Raw genomic sequence first — 20,637 nt, 5'->3', positions numbered from 1 at the left:
GAAACAGTGCGCTAAACCACATCCACCTTCAACGAATGATCACTCAGCATGCCGTTGATGATGGTCGCCGTGTCCGCACCTGCGCCTATCCAGCCACCAGCCCCCGGCGTGACGCCGAACTGCGCGGCCAGGTCGACGCCCGCAAGCTCGATGCTCTGGCTCGGATGACTCGCATCCACGCCCACTTCAATGGTCGAAACCGATTGCGTGCCAACGCCATTGACCCGTACATGCAGTAAGTCCTGCAGTGTTTCAGCCTTCGCACCCATGCCCTGCAAGAGCTGGGACAGATCGAGGCTATCGACACTGACGTCGAAGTCCGTCACCCGATCATGGCCCGTGTCGCCCGCCAGCCACATGAACCGGTCCGGCCCGTCACCGCCCGTCAGCACGTCGTCACCCTGTCCGCCGATCAGCACATCATGGCCGTTGCCGCCGTTCAGGCAATCATTGCCGCCTGCCGCAAGCAGTACGTCGTCGCTATCGGTGCCGATCAACACGGGACCATGCTGGTAATCGATAATCACGGCCGCCGAATCCTGACGGCCATGCGCATCCTGAATTGCATAGCTGCCCTCATAACCTGGGGTGGTATTAACCTGACTGTAGTCGATGCTCAGACCCAACGGGTAGTTCAGCCCTTCATTCGGCACACCAGGGTCAGGCTGGTGGATCAGAATCAGGCGGTAGGTGCTGTCCTCGCTGGCGGTGAACGATCCATTCGCCGCCAGACTGTGAAATTCGCCATCGTCCATTTGCCACGCCAGCCCGACCTGATCGGAAAGCTGACGGGTGTCGACCGTCAGCGTTTCACCCGCCCTCAGCTCAACGCTATACAGGTCCTGATGATTGAACGTGTCACCCTGCCAGGCACCGAGATAACCGCTGAGCAGCACGGTGGCAGTCGCCGCATGAGTGACATGAAAATCCGAACGCTGCAGGTCCTTGATCCGGTTTTCCAACACATCTTCCTGTCCACAGAACTGAAGGGTGTTCAGCTGCGGCGACGCGAAGTCTGAACCGGCGTCCCGCCAGCCGGTCTGAAACACGGTTGTCGCCGCGCTCAGCGGATCACCGTTTCGCGAATGATCGTTGGCCAGCAACGCTGCGGCAGGCACCTCGATGCTCGGAGCGAGAATGTTGGTGATGATGTGATCATCCAAGGCTTCGGGCGAAGGCGTCGGGGCGGGTGGCTGCACGTGAATCGACAGCGTTGCGCCCGCCAGGTCGCCGTCATGATCACTGAGCACATAACCGATCTTTTCCGTAACGGCTGTCAGGGAACCGCTCGGCGTATAACTGAATGCGCCGCTTTCCATATCAACCATCAGGGTGCCACCCGCCTGGGTGATCAGGGTGACGGTACGAGCGCTGCTGTCGAAATGTGCCTGCCCCGCACCGCCGCTGATGCTGCCCTGCCCGCTTCGGTCATAGGTGTAGGCCACACCGTCGACCATCAGCACGTTGACGAAGCCGCCGTCGGCACCGAATGTACCGCCAGCGAGCAGGCTGCCTTCGGTGCTGCCTTGAACCGTGCCACTGAGCACGGCATTCAGCTCACGCGGTTCCAGAACGATTACCGAGCGCATGTCGTTGCCGGACTGTCCATCGTGGGCGATAGGGTCCAGGTAGGTCTGGCTGACGTCGCTGCCGATGCCGATGGCAAACGACTTGATGCCGTGAGCATCGAGAAAGGCCGTCCAGATCGCCTGTTCATCGGCATCGATGCCGTCGCCCTGGCTCGGGTCGGGCTGGTGGTTGGGTTCGGAATGCTCCGGGGACAGCGTCGGGTTGCCGTCCGACAGAAAGTACGCCAGATTCTGCGCACCCGTCAGACTGCCAGCGCTGAAAAACGCATGCTGCGCGGCCGCCAGTGCTGCGTCGTAGTTGGTGCCGTTGCCGGCCTCCAGAGCATGGATGATGTCTCGGGCAGTGGCGACATCGACCCAGACTGAACCGGGCAGGTCGGCCTGACTGTTGAAGGTCACGATCTGCACCCGTACCTCACCCATGGCGGCGTACTGATCGAGCAACCGGTTGAGCGCCTGTTTGGCCAGGTCCAGACGTGACAGGCCATCGATACCGGAAGCGCCTTTCATGCTGTCGGAGTTGTCGATGATCAACAGCAGGTTCGAGTCTTGCGGCATGGGTGTTACCGTCAGCGAGACATCGGCGGCGAGCGGCTGGTCGTCGACAATGACAATCTCCAACTGCCCGGTACCCATGTCGCCATCGCGATCGACAGCCACCACCTCGATGGTTTCGCCCAGTGTATCGGGCACCTCGCCGTCCGGATGCATGAGCGGATTGAGCAAGGTGTAGCTGTAAGTGATCTGGCCACTGACCGGGTCGTAGCCGGTGATGCTCAGGCTGTTGCCCAACGCAGTCAGCACGGGTTGGGAAAAGTCCATCACAGCCCCGTCCCTGACAATCTCGATGCCGCCCACCACCAGACTCTGCAGCCCGTCAGGCGCTCTGACGATAAAGCTGCCGCTCTGGGTCAACGCGGCCGGATCGGGCGCAGAGCCTGCGCACAGATTGGCTTCATGAAGCGTCAGTTCGCTGTCCGATACGCTGACGCAGTGATCAACCGGAGGCTCGACGGGGGGCTCAGGCGGTTCGACCGGTGGCTCAGTCGGTGGCTCTACAGGCGGTTCTGTCGGGGGCACCGGGGGTTCGGTGACCGGTGGCTCGGTGACAGGTGGCTCGGTGACAGGTGGTTCTATGACCGGCGGCTCTGTGATGGGTGGCTCAGTGACCGGCGGCTCGACGAAGGGCGGCTCAGGCGCAGGTGGAATCACGTTATCGGGCGGTGCTCCGACATCACTGCCGCCGCGCGCGAAAACGTCACGCCCTTCGGGGAAGATCGGTGTCATCACCAAGCCCTCGGTGGCGAAGCCGACCACGGGCAGAACCTCGCCGCCGGTTTCGCTGAGCATGACGACCGTGTGCCCTCCACCGCCTGTACTGGCTTCAGACTCACTCGACGGCCCGCGATCATCGACGGTCACGGTACCGAGTGTCGGAGTCTGCGGATCAAGGGTTTCCACATGCGGCGCCTGATCGTCGAGCACGGCCGCATCAAGCAACACGCGACTGTCACGCCCCAAGGTCAGCTCGCCACCGCTCTCCAGCCGGACGGCGATAGCCCCGTCAGATCCTGCCTGCACCTGCTCGCCCACAAACACGCGATTACCGGCGACCAGCAGCCTCTTTGAACCGTCTGCTGCCACCGCAAATACATTGCCCGATACGCTCCACACTGTTCCGATGACGCTCGCCATGGGCTTCTCCACTGTCGTGATGATCAGCGCTGTCACTGCCTGGCAACACGTTCGACTTCAGTACGCGCGCCTCGGTGCTGAAAAAAAATGATCGTCAAAATACCGACACCCGATTCGTTCTGGCTGGTCGGACCTGCATCATGGGCAAAAAGAGGCCTGACAATATTTCGTCATGTACCGTCCATTTGCTGATCGATATTCATAAACGCTTGAAATTTCGATTTTCAGGCAAATAACCATCGCTCGAAATCAAAAAACCGCATAAGTTTTTTTTGGCATAAGCCCTATGAAAAAAGCGTCTGAGGTTTTCTCAAAGTTGTTCTTAGCTGTGTTGTTACACGCCTGATACGGCTGACATCACAGGATCGTCATTTTTATGGCGATCAGGAACCATCTCAGGGAGAAGACCTCCATGCGCGATTTGACCCCGCTTTACAGTGCTGTTGTCCTGGCAGTGGCCTGTGCGCAAGCGCAAGCCATCTCATTGACCGAGGCGATTCAGAGCACCCTCGACACTCACCCTGAAATACAGGCAGGCAAACATGAACGCCTGTCAGCCAATGAAGAGCTGAATGTGGCCAAAGGCGGCTATCTGCCAGTGGTTGACGCCATTGCCGCCTACGGCAGACAGAAGAACGACAGCCCCAGCACACGCGCACTCTATGGGCACAATACCGAAGCCCTGACGTACACCCAGTCGGAACTGCGCCTGCGTCAGTTGCTGTTCGATGGTTTCAACACGCCCAACGAAGTCGGACGCACAGAAGCGGTGGTCAACTCACGGGCGTATTACGTACAGGGAACGTCCCAAAGCCTGGCCTTGCGCGCTGTCGAGGTGTACCTGGAAGTGCTCAAGCGTCGCGAGTTGCTGACGCTGGCAAAAAACAACCTGCAGGCGCACCTGCGTATCAATGACCAGATCAGCCTGCGCAGCGAGCGAGGCGTCGGCAGCCTGGCCGACCGCGACCAGTCGCTGGCACGCCGCGCCCTGGCGCAGAACAACTTCCACACCGCACAGGTGGACCTGGCAGACGCTGAAGCCAACTTCGAGAGCGCCGTGGGGCGCCTGCCGGACGAGTTGGAGTCGCCACCGTCGATCAGGGGCGAAGTACCGCTGAGCCTGAGTGATGCGCAGCAGAGCATGTTGCTCAACAACCCTTACCTGAAGTCGGCCCAGGCCGATGTGCAGGCGGCCGAAAAACATTATGAAATTGCCAAGGCCCCCTTCTATCCGCGCTTCGACGCCGAACTCGCCGTCGGTGCCAATGACAACCTGCAGGGCGAGCGCGGCCACGACAACGAATTTCGTGCCGCCGTGGTGATGAATTACAACCTGTTCAATGGCAATCGCGACAAGGCGCGCATGCGCTCCAACGCACACAAGACCGGCCAGGCGATGGACATTCGCAACAACGCCCTGCGTATGCTCAACGAGAACATGTCGCTGGCCTGGAATGCCATGAGCAACGCCCGCGAGCAAACGCCGATTGCCCGGGAATATGTCGAATCGACCACCCGTGTCCGCACGGCCTATCAGGATCAGTTCGGTCTGGGACAGCGCAGCCTGCTGGATCTGCTGGACAGCGAGAACGAGCTGTACAACGCCAGCCGTCGCTACACCGAAGTGCGTTACACCGAGGAGCTGGCCATGTACCGGGTGCTGGCCAGCGAGGGTGAGCTGCTGCGCAAACAGCGCGTGGTCCTGCCTGCCGAAGCGGTGGCGCTGAACGAAGTGCAGAGCGAAGCCCGTCTGCCCGAACTCAAATAAGCCGCGACCGGGAGCACGCTTTTGAACAGTCTGAACATGCCTGACGCCGATGCTCATGAAGCATCGCTCACCGATGTCGAAGACCCGTTGCTCGACGGCCTGATGATGCTCTGTCGATTGCATGGCCGCACCCACAGTCGCACCAGCCTGAGTACAGGCCTGCCGATGAGCAATCAGCGGCTGGAACCTTCGCTGATGCCACGCGCCGCTGCCCGTGCCGGTCTGCAGGCGCGCTGGCTGCGTCGCGATCTGGAACACATCGACGCATTGAACCTGCCCGTGCTGCTGTTGCTGAAGGGCCAGCGTTGCGCAGTGCTGGTGCGTCGTGACGACTCGGGCCGCCTGCTGATCCTGCCCTCGGAAAACCAGAGCGGCGAGCAGTGGGTCGCGCCTGAGCAACTGGCGCAGCGCTACACCGGCCAGGCGCTGTTCGCCAGCCCGCGCCACGAGCTGGAACAACTGCGCTCGCCCATGTTGCCCAGAGTGACCTCCTGGTTTCGCGACACCGTGCGACTGTCCCGAAGACTGTACGGCGACGCGATCCTCGCCAGCCTGCTGATCAATGTGCTCGGCCTGATGGTGCCGCTGTTCGTCATGCAGACCTATGACCGCGTGGTCCCCAATCAGGCCACCGCCACCCTTTGGGTGCTGGCCATCGGTCTGTTGATCGGCACGCTGTTTGAAATGGGCCTGCGCCTGATCCGCGCCCGGCTGCTGGATCAGGCAGGCGCCAACACTGACCTGATCCTCTCTGCGACGCTGTTCGAGCGCATCATCGGCATGAACCTCAAGGCGCGCCCGGCCACGGTCGGCGGCTTCGCTCAGAGCATTCATGATTTTCAGGGACTGCGCGAGTTTCTGACCGCTGTAACCCTGACCAGCCTGATCGACCTGCCTTTCGCGATCCTGATGCTGGCCGTCATTGGCCTGCTGGGCGGCTGGCTGGTGTTGATTCCGCTGCTGGCTTTTCCGCTGACCGTTGCCTTTGCCTGGGCGATCCAGGCTCGCCTGCGTGACACGGTACAGAAGAGTTTGAGCCTGGCTGCTGCGCGCCAGGCCCTGCTGATCGAAACCCTGGGCGGTCTGGAAACGCTCAAGGCCTGCAACGCCCAGAGCGAACGTCAGCATCAGTGGGAAAGCACCCACGGTGCCCTGTCCCGGCTGGACAGCCACGCCCGCCAGCTCGCCGCAATCGCCGGCAACGGCACGCTGTTCATGCAGCAGTTCTGTGGCATGGCCACGCTGGTCGCCGGTGTCTACAGCATCATCGGTGGACACCTGAGCGTCGGCGCGCTGGTGGCGACTTATATGCTGGGGAGTCGGGTGCTGGCGCCACTCGGGCAAGTGGCGGGTCTGATCACCCGTTACCAGCAAGCGCAACTGACGATGAAGAGCACTGACGCGTTGATGGCCTTGCCCCAGGAACACGAGCCGGAAAAACACCCATTGCAAACGCCTCCGCTCAAGGGCGCGTTGACCGTCAGCAACCTGCGTTTTGCCTATGAGCCCAAGGGCGCAACAGCGCTGAACGGGGTTGGTTTCAGTCTGAAACCCGGAGAACGTGTTGGCATCATCGGCCGCAGCGGTTCGGGCAAAAGCACACTGGCGCGTCTGCTGATGGGGTTTCACACGCCGGACGAAGGTCAGGTACTCGTCGATAACCTGGATCTGCAGCAACTGGACGTCAGCGAACTGCGCCAGCAGATCGGTTACGTCGCTCACGATCTGCCGCTGCTGGCGGGCAGCCTGCGCGACAACCTGTTGCTGGGCGCACGGCAGGTCAGCGACACACGCATGCTGGACGTGGCGCGTATGACCGGCGTCGATGAGCTGGCGCTGCGTCATCCGCGCGGCTTCGACAGGCCCGTCGGCGAGCGCGGCCAGTTGCTCTCGGGCGGGCAACGACAAAGCGTGTTGCTGGCTCGCGCACTGCTGCTGGACCCGCCCATTCTGCTGCTCGACGAACCCACCAGCCACATGGACAACGCCAGCGAAGAACACCTGCGCCAGCACCTGCACCGTCTGATCCCCGGCAAGACCCTGCTGCTGATCACTCATCGCCTGTCAATGCTGACTCTGGTCGACCGCCTGCTGGTGCTCGACCACGGCAAGCTGGTTGCGGACGGACCGAAGGATGCTGTCATCGAAGCACTGCGCGAGGGCCAGATCGGCCCGGCGCCCGTTTAAGGAGGATTGTTCATGACTACGTCCGGCAGCCGTCACATCGAACACAGGTTCCTATCCTGTGGATCTGCCGCGATGGCCGATCCCTCATCGCGCACCCTGAGCCTGACGGTGTGGGTTACCGCCGCACTGCTGCTGAGCGCGTTGCTGTGGGCCGGATTTGCGGTGCTGGAAGAAGTCACCACTAGCGAAGGCAAGGCCATTCCGTCAAGCAAGGTGCAGGTCATCCAGAACCTGGAAGGCGGGATCGTGACCGATATTTTCGTGCGCGAAGGTCAGGTGGTGAACAAAGGCGACACCCTGCTGCGCCTCGATGACACGCGCTTCATGTCCAGCCGCAGCGAAAGCGAAGTCGACCGGCTGACCCTGACCGCGCAAGTGGAACGGCTGGCCGCCGAGGCCGAAGGTCGCCCACTCACGCTGCCTGAGCAAGTGACGTCCAGCGCCCCGCAAGTGGCTGCCGACGAGCACGCGCTGTATGAATCCCGACAGCGGCAGCTGGCCAGCGAGCAACGCACACTCAATGAGCAACTGCGTCAGAAGACTCAGGAACTGGCCGAGTTCCGCTCCAAACAGGAGCAGTTTCGCAGCAGCCTGGCGCTGGTTCAGCAGGAGCTGGACATGTCGGCACCGCTGGTCGGTTCGGGTGCCGTATCGCCAGTGGAAATCCTGCGCCTCAAACGCAATGCAGTGGAGATTCGCGGCTCGATGAACGCCAACACCCTGGCGATCCCGAGGGCCGAGGCGGCAATCAGCGAAATCAGGAGCCGGGTGCAGGAATCGGAACTCGGGTTTCGTGCCGATGCTGCGCGCGAGCTCAACGAAAAGCGCAACGACCTGGCCCGAATCAGCGCCAGCCGCATTGCCATTGACGACCGCATGAGCCGTACGACAGTCGTATCGCCGGTACGCGGCATCGTCAAGACCCTAAAGATCAACACCATCGGCGGCGTGGTTCAGCCCGGCAGCGACCTGATGGAAATCGTGCCCCTGGAAGACAATCTGTTGATCGAAGCGAAAGTGCGCCCGCAGGACGTTGCGTTCCTGCACCCCGGCCAGAAGGCCATGGTCAAGTTCAGCGCGTATGATTACACCCTGTATGGCGGCCTGCCTGCACGCCTGGAACTGATCGGCGCCGACACCGTCACGGATGACAAGGACAACAGCTTCTACCTGATACAGGTGCGCACCGACAGTAATCATCTGGGCAGCGACAGCAAGCCGCTGCTGATCATCCCCGGCATGATCGCCACCGTAGACATCATCACCGGGGAGAAAAGCGTGATGGATTACCTGCTCAAGCCGGTGCTCAAAGCCAGGGCCGAAGCGCTGCGTGAACGGTGAGTCAGGCAACGCTTGCTGGAGGTGTTGTTATTTCTTCTTGTCCTTCGCGAACGCAGCCTCCAGCGCTTCGTTGAGGGTACGCAGCACCTTGACCCGCGCCCAACGCTTGTCATTGGCCTCAACCAGCGTCCAGGGTGCGATTTCGGTGCTGGTACGATCCACCATCTCGCCGACGGCCTGGCGGTATTGCGGCCACTTCTTGCGGTTGCGCCAATCGTCTTCGGTGATCTTGTAACGCTTGAACGGGATCTGCTCGCGCTCCTCGAAACGTTCAAGCTGAGTCTGCTCGTCAATCGCCAGCCAGAACTTCACGACTACGATGCCGAAATCGGTGAGCTGCTCTTCGAAGTCATTGATTTCGGAATAGGCGCGCATCCAGTCGGATTCACTGCAGAAACCTTCGACCCGCTCCACCAGCACGCGTCCGTACCAGGAGCGGTCGAAAATGGTGAACTTGCCCCGCGCCGGAATCTGTCGCCAGAATCGCCACAGATAGGGCTGAGCGCGCTCGTCCTGAGTCGGCGCGGCAATCGGCACGATGGCGTACTGTCGCGGGTCCAGTGCCGCCGCGACCCGGCGAATCGCCCCGCCCTTGCCGGCCGCATCATTGCCTTCGAACACCGCCACCAGCGCATGACGCTTCATGCGTTTGTCGCGCAGGTTGCCGGACAGGCGCGCCTGCTCGGTGATCAGCGCCTCCTTGTAATCATCCTTTTCCAGGCTGCGGCTCAGGTCCAGGCTGTCCAGCAGAGTCAGCTCTTCGTCGTGGCTCGCCTGCGGGCCTGCGCTCTGCGACTTGACCTCAGGTTCGGTCTTGTTCAGCGCCGCCTGCATGCCTTCGAGCAGCAAGCGCCCGACCGTCAGGCTGCGGTAGTTGGCGTCGACGCCTTCGATCACGTGCCACGGCGCATACTCGCGGCTGGTGCGGCGCAGCACACGCTCGCCGAATCGCACGAACTTGTCGTAGGTCCGGGACTGCTGCCAGTCCAGCGGGCTGATGCGCCAGCTGTGCAGCGGGTCGTCCTTCAAGGTTTTAAGGCGCAATTTCATCTGTTTCTTGGACAGGTGAAACCAGAATTTGAAGATCACCGCGCCTTCATCGCAGAGCATCTTTTCCAAGCGTTCGGCGCCGCTGATGGCCTGGTCCAGCACAGCGTCCTTGAAGCGACCATGCACCCGGCCCTGCAACATCTGGCTGTACCAGTTGCCGAAGAAAATCCCCATGCGGCCCTTCGCGGGCAGTTGCCGCCAGTAGCGCCAGACCGGGGGATGAGCCAGTTCCTCGTCCGTCTGTTGATCGAAGGTGCGCACTTCGATATAGCGCGGGTCCATCCACTCGTTGAGCAGCTTGACGGTCTCGCCCTTGCCCGCGCCTTCAATGCCATTGATCAGCACGATCACCTGACGTCCGGCCTGTTCATGCAGATCGTATTGGGCCTCAAGCAGCGCCTCGCGCAAGGCTGGCACGGCGGCCTCGTAGGTTTCGTCGTCGATGGCATGACCGATTTCAGCGGATTCAAACATGCACTGCTCCCTTCGAGATGGGGCCTGAGGATGATGGCCAGATGCATATAGTGACCACCGAATGCCCGCATGGGTCAATCGGCACAACAGCAATACCGCTTTTATCCGCACACACGGCTAAAATGCGGCCATTGCCACCGCTGAGCCGAACATGACCATTACCCGCCACGCCCAGATCGACTGGGACGAACAAGGCAATCCGCATTCGCGTACGTTTTCCGATGTGTACTTTTCCACCGAATCCGGCCTTGAAGAGACGCGCCATGTGTTTCTGGTGCAGAACGACCTGCGCCGACGCTTCACGGAATTGCCGCAGGACGGACGGCTGATCATCGGCGAAACCGGGTTTGGCACCGGCCTTAATTTCCTCTGCGCCTGGCAGTTGTTCGATGAGTGCGCCCGCCCCGGTGCAAGGCTGCAGTTCGTCAGCGTCGAGAAATACCCGCTGAACCGTGCAGACCTGCAACGTGCGCTGGCCTTGTGGCCGGAGCTTGCAGCGTTCGCAGAGCCTTTGCTTGATCAGTATGCCGCCGTGCATGAGGGCTTCCAACGCCTGGTGTTCGATCACGGGCGGGTCACGCTGACCCTGTTGATCGGCGATGCGCTGGAAATGCTGCCGCAACTCGACGGCCAGATCGATGCATGGTTTCTTGATGGTTTCGCGCCGGCGAAAAACCCCGAAATGTGGACGCCTGAGCTGTTTGCAGAACTGGCGCGGCTGTCGACGACAGAAACCACCATCGGCACGTTCACCAGCACTGGCTGGGTCCGCCGCGCGCTGAACGCGGCGGGTTTCAAGATGAAGCGCGTGCCAGGCATCGGCCATAAATGGGAAGTGCTGCGCGGTGCGTTCATCGCCCCGCCCGAAGACGTCGCGCCTGCGCCTGCCGCCAGGCCCTGGTTTGCCCGACCGCCAGCCCTGCAAGGTGAGCGCAAGGCCCTGGTGATCGGTGCCGGACTGGCCGGTTGCGCCACGGCCGAGAGCCTGGCAAACAGAGGCTGGCAAGTCAGCCTGCTGGAGCGTCATGCCGCGCCAGCGCAGGAAGCGTCCGGCAACCCGCAGGGCGTGCTGTACCTGAAACTGTCGGCGCACGGCACGGCGTTATCCCAATTGATTCTCAGCGGGTTCGGGCATACCCGGCGTCTGCTTGAGCGCTTGCAGCGTGACGTGGACTGGGACGACTGCGGCGTGCTGCAACTGACTTTCGACGACAAGGAAGCAAAACGTCAGGCACAACTGGCCGAGGCTTTTCCCGAATCGCTTCTGCACCTGCTGGATCGGTCTGCGGCAGAAGCGCGCAGCGGTATCCAACTGGCCAGCGGCGGGCTGTTTTACCCGGAAGGCGGCTGGGTTCATCCACCTGCGCTCTGTGGTGTGCAGGCCACACACCCGAACATTCGGTTGATGGCTCATCACGAGGCGCTGGAGGTGCGTCAGGTCGATGGGCAGTGGCAGGCGTGGGAGAACGAGCTTTTGATCGACAGCGCGCCAGTCGTGGTACTGGCCGGCGCCGCCGACATCAAACGGTTCCCGCACAGCGCCGGGCTGCCGCTCAAACGTATTCGCGGCCAGATCACCCGTCTGCCGGAGACCCCGGCCAGCCGAGCATTGAGCACGGTGGTCTGCGCCGAAGGTTACGTCGCGCCTGCCCGGCTGGGCGAGCACACACTGGGGGCGAGCTTTGACTTCAACAGCGTCGACCTCACGCCCAATCCTGCCGATCATCAGGGCAATCTGCAGATGCTTGAGGACATTTCCCACGATCTGCTCGAGCGCCTGGAAGCAGCAGACCTGCCGCCCGAGCACCTGCAAGGCCGCGCCGCGTTTCGCTGTACCAGCCCGGATTACCTGCCCATCGTTGGCCCGCTGGCGGACCGGGACGCTTTTCTCAAAGCCTTCGCCGCGCTGGGCAAGGATGCGCGTCAGGTGCCGGACGTCGCCTGCCCCTGGCTGGACGGCTTTTACGTCAACAGCGGCCACGGTTCACGTGGATTGATCACCGCCCCGCTGTGCGCCGAGCTGCTCGCTGCCTGGCTCGACAACGAACCGCTGCCACTGCCTCGCAGCGTCGCCGAAGCCTGTCACCCGAACCGGTTTGCCTTGCGTGGGTTGATTCGGGGCGAGCATAAATAGGCAAATTGTTTCGGTTATTTCCCTGACGTGCGTTGCACTCCGGGCGGCGTTGCTAAGCAGAAGTGGGAACAAGTATCACCCGACACTGATCATGCCCATCGCTTCGCGCGGGCAGGCGGCCGTGACGATCCTCGTCAAATTCCTGGCCTTGCACGAGTGTTATGAGGAACGCGATGCCTGTTGCGAAATCAGACTAACGTCACTCAGCGACGCACACTCGCTCAGCCACTATCCTTATCGTCAGTACAGCCAGTCGAGCCCCTCATGTTGCAAGTGCGAGACGTATTCAAGAATTACACCACTGCCCAGGGACCATTGGCGGTTTTGCGGGGTGTCGATCTGCAGATGACGCGAGGTGACAGCCTGGCGCTGATGGGTGAGTCGGGCAGTGGCAAGAGCACGCTGTTGCATCTGATCGCCGGCCTTGATCATGCCGACTCAGGCACCATCGAGATCGCCGGACAGCGTCTGGACCTGATGACCGAAAGCCAGCTGGCGAACTGGCGGCGGACGGAAATCGGTCTCGTGTTCCAGCAATTCAACCTGATCGGCAGCCTCAAGGTTGCCGACAATCTGGCGTTTCAGGCGCGTCTGGCCGGACGCTATGATCCCGCCTGGCAGGCACGACTGATCGAACGTCTGGGCCTGGGTGAGTTGCTGGACCGATACCCGGAGCAATTGTCCGGCGGCCAGCAGCAACGTGTCGCCATCGGCCGCGCGCTTGCCTCCCGGCCCGGTCTGCTATTGGCGGACGAACCCACTGGCAACCTCGACGAAACCACCAGTGACGAGGTCCTGCAGTTGCTCCTGGACCTGCTCGACGACAGCGCAACCACGCTCCTGATGGTCACTCACAGCCCACGTATCGCGGTAAGGCTGGCGCGCAAACAGGTGCTGCATCTGGGCCGCCTGGCGAGCGAAGGTGAGCGCTGACATGCGAGTGTTTTACTGGACCCTGCGCGCCCTGCTCAGCCACTGGCGACGCCACCCGGTGCAGTTTTTCAGCGTGCTGACCGGGCTGTGGCTGGCGACGGCATTGCTGACCGGCGTACAGGCACTCAACAGTCAGGCCCGGGAAAGTTATCAGCGAGCCAGCCAGTTGATCGGCGGTCAGCCGCAGACGCTTATCGAAGCGGCCGATGGCAAGCTGTTCTCACAAGACCTGTTCATTCAGTTGCGTCGCGCAGGCTGGCCGGTATCGCCCGTCGTGCAAGGCAGGATCGCCCTTGAAGGGCTCGAAGACCGCAAACTGCAACTGATGGGCATCGAGCCGGTAACATTGCCAACAGGGATTTCACTCGCGGGACAGACACTGAACGCGGAACAGGTCGTGGACTTTCTCACGCCACCGGGCGCGACCTGGATCGCGCCCCAGACCTTGCATGAACTGAATCTCAGGGAAGGCCAGCAGCCGCGGACGGAAAACGGCACACCGCTACCGCCCCTGCGCGCGACACCGGACATGGCACCCGGCCTGCTGCTCACCGATATCGGCTTTGCCCAGCCACTGCTGAGTGCGAACGGCCAGTTGTCGCGCCTGCTGCTGCCCGACGGGTTCAAGGCACCGCTACCGGCTTCGCTGGCAGATCAACTGGTGATCAGAAAGGCAGGCGAAGAAAACAACCTTGAGCGCCTGACCGAAAGTTTCCACCTGAACCTCAATGCACTGGGGGTGCTGTCGTTCATCGTCGGGCTGTTCATCGTGCATGCGGCGATTGGTCTGGCGCTTGAACAACGCCGCGGCTTGCTGCGTAATTTGCGCGCTTCGGGCGTCACGGCCCGGCTGCTGATTGCAACGCTGGGCGTGGAACTCGGTGTTCTGGCCCTGCTCGGCGGGATATTGGGGGTGGTCAGTGGCTATCTGCTGGCGAGTCTGCTGCTGCCTGACGTAGCAGCAAGCCTGCGGGGTCTTTATGGCGCAGAGGTGGCCGGACAGCTGAATTTGAGCCTGTGGTGGTGGATCAGCGGCATCGGCCTCAGCCTGCTCGGCGCATTGCTGGCAGGGGCCAACAGTTTGTTGCATGCCGCGCGCCTGCCCTTGCTGGCGCTGGCTGATGCGCAGGCCTGGCAGCAGGCTCACGCCCTCTGGCTGCAGCGGCAAGGCTGGGTCGCGATCACCTGCGCAGTGATTGCAGCGACGGCTTTGTATCTGGGTAACTCGTTGCTCGCGGGATTTGTCCTGATCAGCGCCTTACTGCTCGGCGCTGCGCTCGGTCTGCCTGTGTTACTGGACAAACTGCTAAGCGTTTTGCTGGCACGCAGTCGTTCGGTCACAGGCCAATGGTTTCTGGCTGATTGCAGGCAGCAATTGCCTGCGTTGAGCCTGGCATTGATGGCACTGTTACTGGCGATGGCCGCCAATATCGGCGCAGGCAGCATGACGTCGGGTTTTCGTGAAACCTTCAACAGCTGGCTGGAGCAGCGCCTGACCGCCGAGCTGTACGTGAGCCCGCAAAACCCTGCCCAGGCCGAGCCGTTGCAGGCCTGGCTGAGCCAGCGGCCGGAGATCAAGTCCGTGCTGCCGAACTGGCAAGTACCCGTGCAGTTGCACGGCTGGCCCGCCGACCTGTTCGGCGTGATTGATCACAGCACCTATCGCCAGCATTGGGAGTTACTCGACGCATCGGCCGACGCCTGGGATCAACTGGTCGATCAGGATACTGTCATGCTCAGCGAACAATTGGCCCGTCGATTGAATCTCAAACTGGGTGACACCCTGAGCCTTCCCGTCCCTGCGGGACAATGGCCGGTGCGAATCGTGGGCATCTATGCCGATTACGGCAATCCCAAGGGCCATCTGCTGGTCAACGCCAGGCATCTGCTCGCTCACTGGCCGCAACTGACGCCCATACGCTTCAATCTCCGAATCGCCCAGTCTGACGTCGCACCGCTGATCAACGCCCTGCGGGAGCGATTTGCCCTGGACGACACTCACATCATTGATCAGATCCAGCTCAAACGCTGGTCCGGTCAGGTCTTTGAACGCACGTTCGCAGCCACCGCAGCACTCAACAGCCTGACCCTGGGGGTCGCGGGCGTCGCGCTGTTCATCAGCCTGCTGACCCAGAGCCAGAGCCGACTGGGGCAACTCGCGCCGCTGTGGGCTATGGGCGTCACACGGCGCAGATTGATGCTGCTCAATCTGGGGCAGACCTGGATGCTGGCTGTATTGACCCTGTTGCTGGCGTTACCCTTGGGCCTGGCGATGGCCTGGTGCCTGAATGCAGTCATTAACGTGCAGGCATTCGGCTGGCGATTACCCCTTCGGGTTTTCCCGCTGCAGTTGCTGCAACTGATGTTGCTTGCGATGGTGGCGACGTTGCTGGCCTCCGCATGGCCATTGTTCAAACTGCACAGAAGTCGTCCAAGCGATTTATTGAGGACGTTTGCCCATGAACGCTAGATGGCTGCTCTTCATGCTGGCGCTGTTGCTGAGTGCCTGCGACGACAAACCGGAATCCGCCAGCGGTTTCGCAGGGCTGGGCGACACGGCGAATGCGTATACCCAAGTCACGCCGGGACGCACCTTCTCGTTCCCGCAGGATCATGGGCAGCATCCCGGTTTCCGTATCGAGTGGTGGTACATCACTGCCACCCTCAAGGACGATAAGGGCGAGCAGTTCGGCGTGCAGTGGACGCTGTTTCGCAATGCCATACGACCAGGCACTCAGACCGGCAGCGGCTGGAACGATGGCACGATCTGGCTGGGACACGCCGCAGCCACATCGGCGACAGAGCATTACGTTGCAGAACGCTATGCCCGGGGCGGCGTCAGTCAGGCAAACGTCACGACAGCCCCGTTTTCTGCCTGGATCGACGACTGGTCAATGAGCAGCGACTCGCACACCGACGATCCGCTGGCGAGCCTTCAATTGAAGGCCAGCGGCAAGGATTTCCGCTATCACTTGAATCTCACGACTGCCCAGCCGGTGGTGCTGCAAGGTAATGAAGGCTACAGCCGAAAATCCGATGCAGGACAAGCGTCGTATTACTACAGCCAACCGTTTTTCGATGCCAAAGGCAGCGTCGAGATGAACGGCAAAACCTACCAGGTTACCGGCCACGCCTGGCTGGACCGGGAATGGAGCAGCCAGCCGCTCACTGCCGATCAAACCGGCTGGGACTGGTTCTCCCTGCAACTGGCAGATGGCGAGCGGTTGATGCTCTACAGAATTCGCCACAAAAATGCTGCGCCCTATGTGACAGGCAACTGGATAGGCGTCGATGGCACTACCCGGCTACTGAGCGCTGACGAGCTCAGCCTTGCCCCCCTCAAGACCACAACCATCGGCGACCGTCAGGTGCCCACCGTCTGGTCGGTCAAGGTTCCCGGCAAGCATCTGGACATCACCACCGAAGCGCTCAACCCCAACGCCTGGATGGGCATGAGCATTCCCTACTGGGAGGGGCCGGTGAGGTTCAACGGCAGCCAGAACGGTCTGGGGTATCTGGAGATGACGGGGTATTGAATCGCCTCACCTCCCGGTATCTGCCGATCAAGTAAGCCTGTACGCGCCTGATACCGGAAGACCTCTGTCTTTTGCCTGAGTGACACCCAGCTTCCGACCACCTCAATGACACTCGTCCTCCCCTTCGTGCACCGATAAAACGCGCCTGACGATGCCAGGGACGGTCGATCAGAACCACTGTCAGCGTTGATGGCAAGAAACGTGCAATTTGACGACACAGATCGGGTAAGACCTAACTACTTATAACTTTTTGTTCTAAAACTACCACGTTTGCCTCGGGTCAGTTTCTGGGTGGCTGGACTTTCTCAGCCACCTCCCCAACGGAAACCCGGTAAGGACTTATGTGCGGATTAGCAGGTGAACTACGTTTCGACCATCAACCAGCGGACCTTGCCGCTGTTGAACGCATTACCCATGAGCTGGCGCCTCGCGGCCCGGATGCGTGGGGTTTTCACAGCCAGGGGCCGATTGCCCTTGGTCATCGCCGACTGAAAATCATGGACCTGTCCGATGGGTCGGCGCAGCCGATGATCGACAGTCACCTGGGCCTGTCCATGGCCTTCAATGGCGCGATCTACAACTTTCCGGAACTGCGTGCCGAGCTGGAAGCGCTGGGCTATCAGTTCCACTCCGGTGGCGACACCGAAGTGCTGCTCAAGGGCTACCACGCGTGGGGCGCAGACATGCTGCCCAAGCTCAACGGGATGTTCGCATTCGCCATCTGGGAGCGCGACAGCAAGCGTCTGTTCATTGCTCGCGACCGTCTGGGCGTCAAGCCGTTGTACCTGTCGAAAACCGACAAGCGCCTGCGCTTCGCCTCGTCGCTGCCTGCGCTGCTCAAGGGCGGCGATATCAGCCCGATGCTCGACCCTGTAGCGCTCAATCATTACCTGAACTTCCACGCCGTGGTCCCTGCACCGCGCACCTTGCTCGCAGGCGTTGAAAAACTGCCGCCAGCCAGCTGGATGCGCGTCGACGCCAGCGGTCAGGTCGAGCAGAAAGTCTGGTGGACGCTGCCGTACGGTCCTCGTGAGGACGAGAAAAACCTCACCCTGGAAGACTGGCGCGACCGCGTACTCGACAGTACCCGCGAAGCCGTGGCGATTCGCCAACGCGCTGCGGTGGACGTGGGTGTGCTGCTGTCGGGCGGTGTCGATTCCAGCATGCTGGTCGGTCTGCTGCGCGAAGTGGGCGTCGAAGACCTGTCGACCTTCTCCATCGGTTTCCAGGATGCCGGTGGCGAGCGCGGCGACGAGTTCCAGTATTCGGACTTGATCGCCAAGCATTACGGCACGCGCCACCACCAGTTGCGTATTCAGGAAAGCGAGATCATCGAGCAACTGCCCGCCGCCTTCCGGGCGATGAGCGAGCCGATGGTCAGCCATGACTGCATTGCCTTCTACCTGCTGTCCCGTGAAGTGGCCAAGCACTGCAAGGTTGTTCAGAGCGGCCAGGGTGCTGACGAGCTGTTCGCCGGTTACCACTGGTATCCGCAGGTCGATGGTGCGAGCGACCCGGTCGCTGCCTATCGCGACGCCTTTGTCGATCGCAGCTATGCCGAATATGCTGAAACCGTGCAGCCAAAATGGCTGACCGCAAACGATGCAGCCGGTGATTTCGTCCGCGACCACTTCGCCCAGCCAGGCGCGAGTGCCGCTGTTGACAAGGCCCTGCGTCTGGACAGCACCGTGATGCTGGTCGATGACCCGGTCAAACGTGTCGATAACATGACCATGGCCTGGGGCCTGGAAGCGCGTACGCCGTTTCTGGACTACCGCCTGGTCGAACTGTCTGCCCGTATCCCCGGCAAATTCAAGCTGCCGGACGGTGGCAAGCACGTGCTGAAAGAAGCCGCGCGCATGGTCATTCCATCTGAAGTGATCGATCGCAAGAAAGGCTATTTCCCGGTGCCCGGTCTCAAGCACCTGCAAGGCGATACCCTGAACTGGGTGCGCGAGTTGCTGACCGATTCCAGCCAGGACCGTGGTCTGTTCAATCCAGCCATGATCGACACGTTGCTGACCAGCCCGGAAAGTCAACTCACTCCACTGCGTGGCTCGAAGCTGTGGCAGTTGGCAGCGCTGAACCTGTGGCTCAGCGAACAAGGACTGTGATCCCATGAAACAGAATGCGACGACTTACAGCCAACGCCTGTTGCGCCGACAGTCGCCCTCGTACGAACGTCTGCAGGCGCGTTTTGCAGAAGACGGCAGTCTGCTGGAGGCCGAGCCTCTGGCGCTGCACTGCGGTTGGGGCCGTCTGCTGATCGGCCACACCTATCCTGATCCGGCCGCGCTGGCTCAGGACTTGTTGCACGAGAAGCCTGGCGAACGGGACATTGCGTTGTACGTGGCCGCACCTCAGCAGGTGCTGGCCCAGGCTCCGCAGCAATTGTTCCTCGACCCGTCGGACACCCTGCGTCTGTGGTTCAGCGACTATCGCCCGGCGCACCGGGTATTCCGTGGCTATCGCATTCGTCGCGCTCAGAGCGAGTCGGACTGGCAGGCGATCAACAACCTGTATCTGGCACGCGGCATGTTGCCGATCGATCATTCGCTGCTGACACCGCGTCATCAAGGCGGTCCGGTGTACTGGATCGCTGAGGATGAAAGCACCAATACCGTGATAGGCAGCGTGATGGGACTCAACCATCAGAAGGCCTTCAACGACCCGGAAAAAGGCAGCAGCCTGTGGTGTCTTGCGGTCGATCCACAGTGCACGCGTCCCGGTGTGGGTGAAGTGCTGGTCCGTCATTTGGTCGAGCACTTCATGAGCCGAGGCCTGAGCTACCTCGACCTGTCGGTTCTGCATGACAACGAACAAGCCAAGGCGCTGTATGCCAAGCTGAATTTTCGCAACCTGCAGACCTTTGCAATCAAGCGCAAGAACGGCATCAACGAGTCGCTGTTCCTCGGTCCCGGCCCGCAGGCGGAGTTCAATCCTTACGCACGCATCATCGTTGAAGAAGCCCATCGGCGGGGTATCGATGTTCAGGTGGATGATGCGGACGCAGGACTGTTCACGCTGAGTTACGGCGGGCGTCGCATTCGCTGTCGCGAGTCACTGAGCGATCTGACCAGCGCCGTGAGCATGACCCTGTGCCAGGATAAGAGTCTGACGCACCGAGTGCTGAAAGCGGCGGGTCTGCGCCTTCCTGCCCAGCAGCGCGCTGGCAGCGAAGAACAGAACCGCGCCTTTCTCGAAGAGCACGGCCAGGTCGTGGTCAAGCCGCTGGACGGCGAGCAGGGTCAAGGCGTTGCCGTTGATCTGCGCACGCCGGAAGATGTACACAACGCCATCGAGCGTGCCAGGCAGTTCGATACCCGCGTGATTCTGGAAAGCTTCCATGAGGGCCTGGATCTGCGCATCGTGGTGATCGGTTTCGACGTGGTTGCCGCAGCGATACGCCGCCCGGCCGAGATCATTGGCGATGGTCGCCATACCATCAAGCAATTGATCGAAGCCCAGAGTCGTCGTCGCGAAGCGGCGACCGATGGCGAGAGCCGCATCCCCATGGATGGAGAGACAGAGCGCACTGTGCGTGAAGCTGGGCATGATTACTCCACAGTCCTGCCGATGGACGAGCGTCTGGCGGTGCGCCGCACCGCCAACCTGCACACCGGCGGCTGCCTGGAAGACGTCACGGCCATTCTGCACCCGGTTCTGGTCGATGCCGCGGTGCGGGCTGCCCGCGCACTGGACATTCCAGTGGTTGGACTGGACCTGATGGTCCCGGCTGCCGATCAGCCCGAGTATGTGTTCATCGAAGCCAACGAGCGTGTCGGGCTGGCCAATCACGAGCCTCAACCGACTGCCGAACGTTTCGTCGACCTGCTGTTTCCGCACAGCCTGCCTGCGCATAACTAGACAGCTACAAGCGCTGACCGGAGCGGCGATTCCATTGCCGCTTCGGCCCGTTGCTTTCCGATT

Annotated in this window: 11 protein-coding genes; 9 read left to right on the top strand and 2 right to left on the bottom strand. The window is 61.4% G+C overall.

Features of this window, described 5'->3' with window-relative positions:
• Positions 1–11: 11 nt before the first annotated feature.
• The gene (locus JTJ32_RS02065; protein ID WP_210040584.1) at positions 12–3,284 is read right to left on the bottom strand and encodes a retention module-containing protein; all 3,273 of its coding nucleotides are present in this window, start codon (positions 3,282–3,284) and stop codon (positions 12–14) included.
• Between the two features lie 412 nt (positions 3,285–3,696).
• Here JTJ32_RS02065 and JTJ32_RS02060 point away from each other — a divergent pair, with 412 nt between their 5' ends.
• The 3 genes from JTJ32_RS02060 (at position 3,697) to JTJ32_RS02050 (ending at position 8,580) form a co-directional block, all read left to right on the top strand.
• Positions 3,697–5,052: a TolC family outer membrane protein gene (locus JTJ32_RS02060; RefSeq protein ID WP_210040582.1), complete on the top strand. Its 1,356-nt coding sequence runs from the start codon at positions 3,697–3,699 to the stop codon at positions 5,050–5,052.
• A gap of 36 nt (positions 5,053–5,088) precedes the next feature.
• Positions 5,089–7,239 (top strand): type I secretion system permease/ATPase, encoded by a 2,151-nt coding sequence (locus tag JTJ32_RS02055; RefSeq protein WP_210041108.1) that lies wholly within the window; start codon positions 5,089–5,091, stop codon positions 7,237–7,239.
• A gap of 72 nt (positions 7,240–7,311) precedes the next feature.
• Positions 7,312–8,580, top strand: a complete 1,269-nt coding sequence (locus JTJ32_RS02050) for an HlyD family type I secretion periplasmic adaptor subunit (protein WP_236059148.1) — start codon at positions 7,312–7,314, stop codon at positions 8,578–8,580.
• 27 nt (positions 8,581–8,607) lie between these two features.
• On the opposite strand, the gene pap is transcribed toward JTJ32_RS02050, so the two are convergent.
• Positions 8,608–10,104 carry a polyphosphate:AMP phosphotransferase gene (gene pap, locus JTJ32_RS02045; RefSeq protein WP_099229961.1) on the bottom strand — a complete coding sequence of 499 codons (1,497 nt, stop codon included), beginning with the start codon at positions 10,102–10,104 and terminating at the stop codon, positions 8,608–8,610.
• Between the two features lie 151 nt (positions 10,105–10,255).
• Here pap and mnmC point away from each other — a divergent pair, with 151 nt between their 5' ends.
• The 6 genes from mnmC to ngg all read left to right on the top strand — a co-directional run bounded on the left by mnmC (position 10,256) and on the right by ngg (position 20,574).
• Entirely contained in the window at positions 10,256–12,238 is a 1,983-nt protein-coding gene (gene mnmC / locus JTJ32_RS02040; protein ID WP_210040578.1) for a bifunctional tRNA (5-methylaminomethyl-2-thiouridine)(34)-methyltransferase MnmC2/FAD-dependent 5-carboxymethylaminomethyl-2-thiouridine(34) oxidoreductase MnmC1, read from the top strand.
• A 264-nt stretch (positions 12,239–12,502) separates the two neighbouring features.
• Positions 12,503–13,171 (top strand): ABC transporter ATP-binding protein, encoded by a 669-nt coding sequence (locus tag JTJ32_RS02035; protein WP_210040576.1) that lies wholly within the window; start codon positions 12,503–12,505, stop codon positions 13,169–13,171.
• A gap of 1 nt (position 13,172) precedes the next feature.
• Complete coding sequence (locus JTJ32_RS02030; RefSeq protein ID WP_210040574.1) at positions 13,173–15,641, top strand: FtsX-like permease family protein; 2,469 nt, start codon at positions 13,173–13,175, stop codon at positions 15,639–15,641.
• Complete coding sequence (locus tag JTJ32_RS02025) at positions 15,631–16,707, top strand: lipocalin-like domain-containing protein (RefSeq protein WP_210040572.1); 1,077 nt, start codon at positions 15,631–15,633, stop codon at positions 16,705–16,707. The genes JTJ32_RS02030 and JTJ32_RS02025 overlap by 11 nt, the downstream gene beginning before the upstream one ends.
• A gap of 341 nt (positions 16,708–17,048) precedes the next feature.
• On the top strand, positions 17,049–18,821 hold the full coding sequence (locus JTJ32_RS02020; protein WP_210040570.1) for an N-acetylglutaminylglutamine amidotransferase: 1,773 nt from the start codon (positions 17,049–17,051) through the stop codon (positions 18,819–18,821).
• Positions 18,822–18,825: 4 nt separating this feature from the next.
• Positions 18,826–20,574: an N-acetylglutaminylglutamine synthetase gene (gene ngg / locus JTJ32_RS02015; protein ID WP_210040568.1), complete on the top strand. Its 1,749-nt coding sequence runs from the start codon at positions 18,826–18,828 to the stop codon at positions 20,572–20,574.
• Positions 20,575–20,637: the final 63 nt, after the last annotated feature.

Source organism: Pseudomonas alliivorans (genome assembly GCF_017826695.1).
Classification (GTDB): Bacteria; Pseudomonadota; Gammaproteobacteria; order Pseudomonadales; family Pseudomonadaceae; genus Aquipseudomonas; species Aquipseudomonas alliivorans.
The sequence above is the reverse complement of the archived record's forward strand: the minus strand, read 5'-3'. Positions and strand labels throughout refer to the sequence as shown.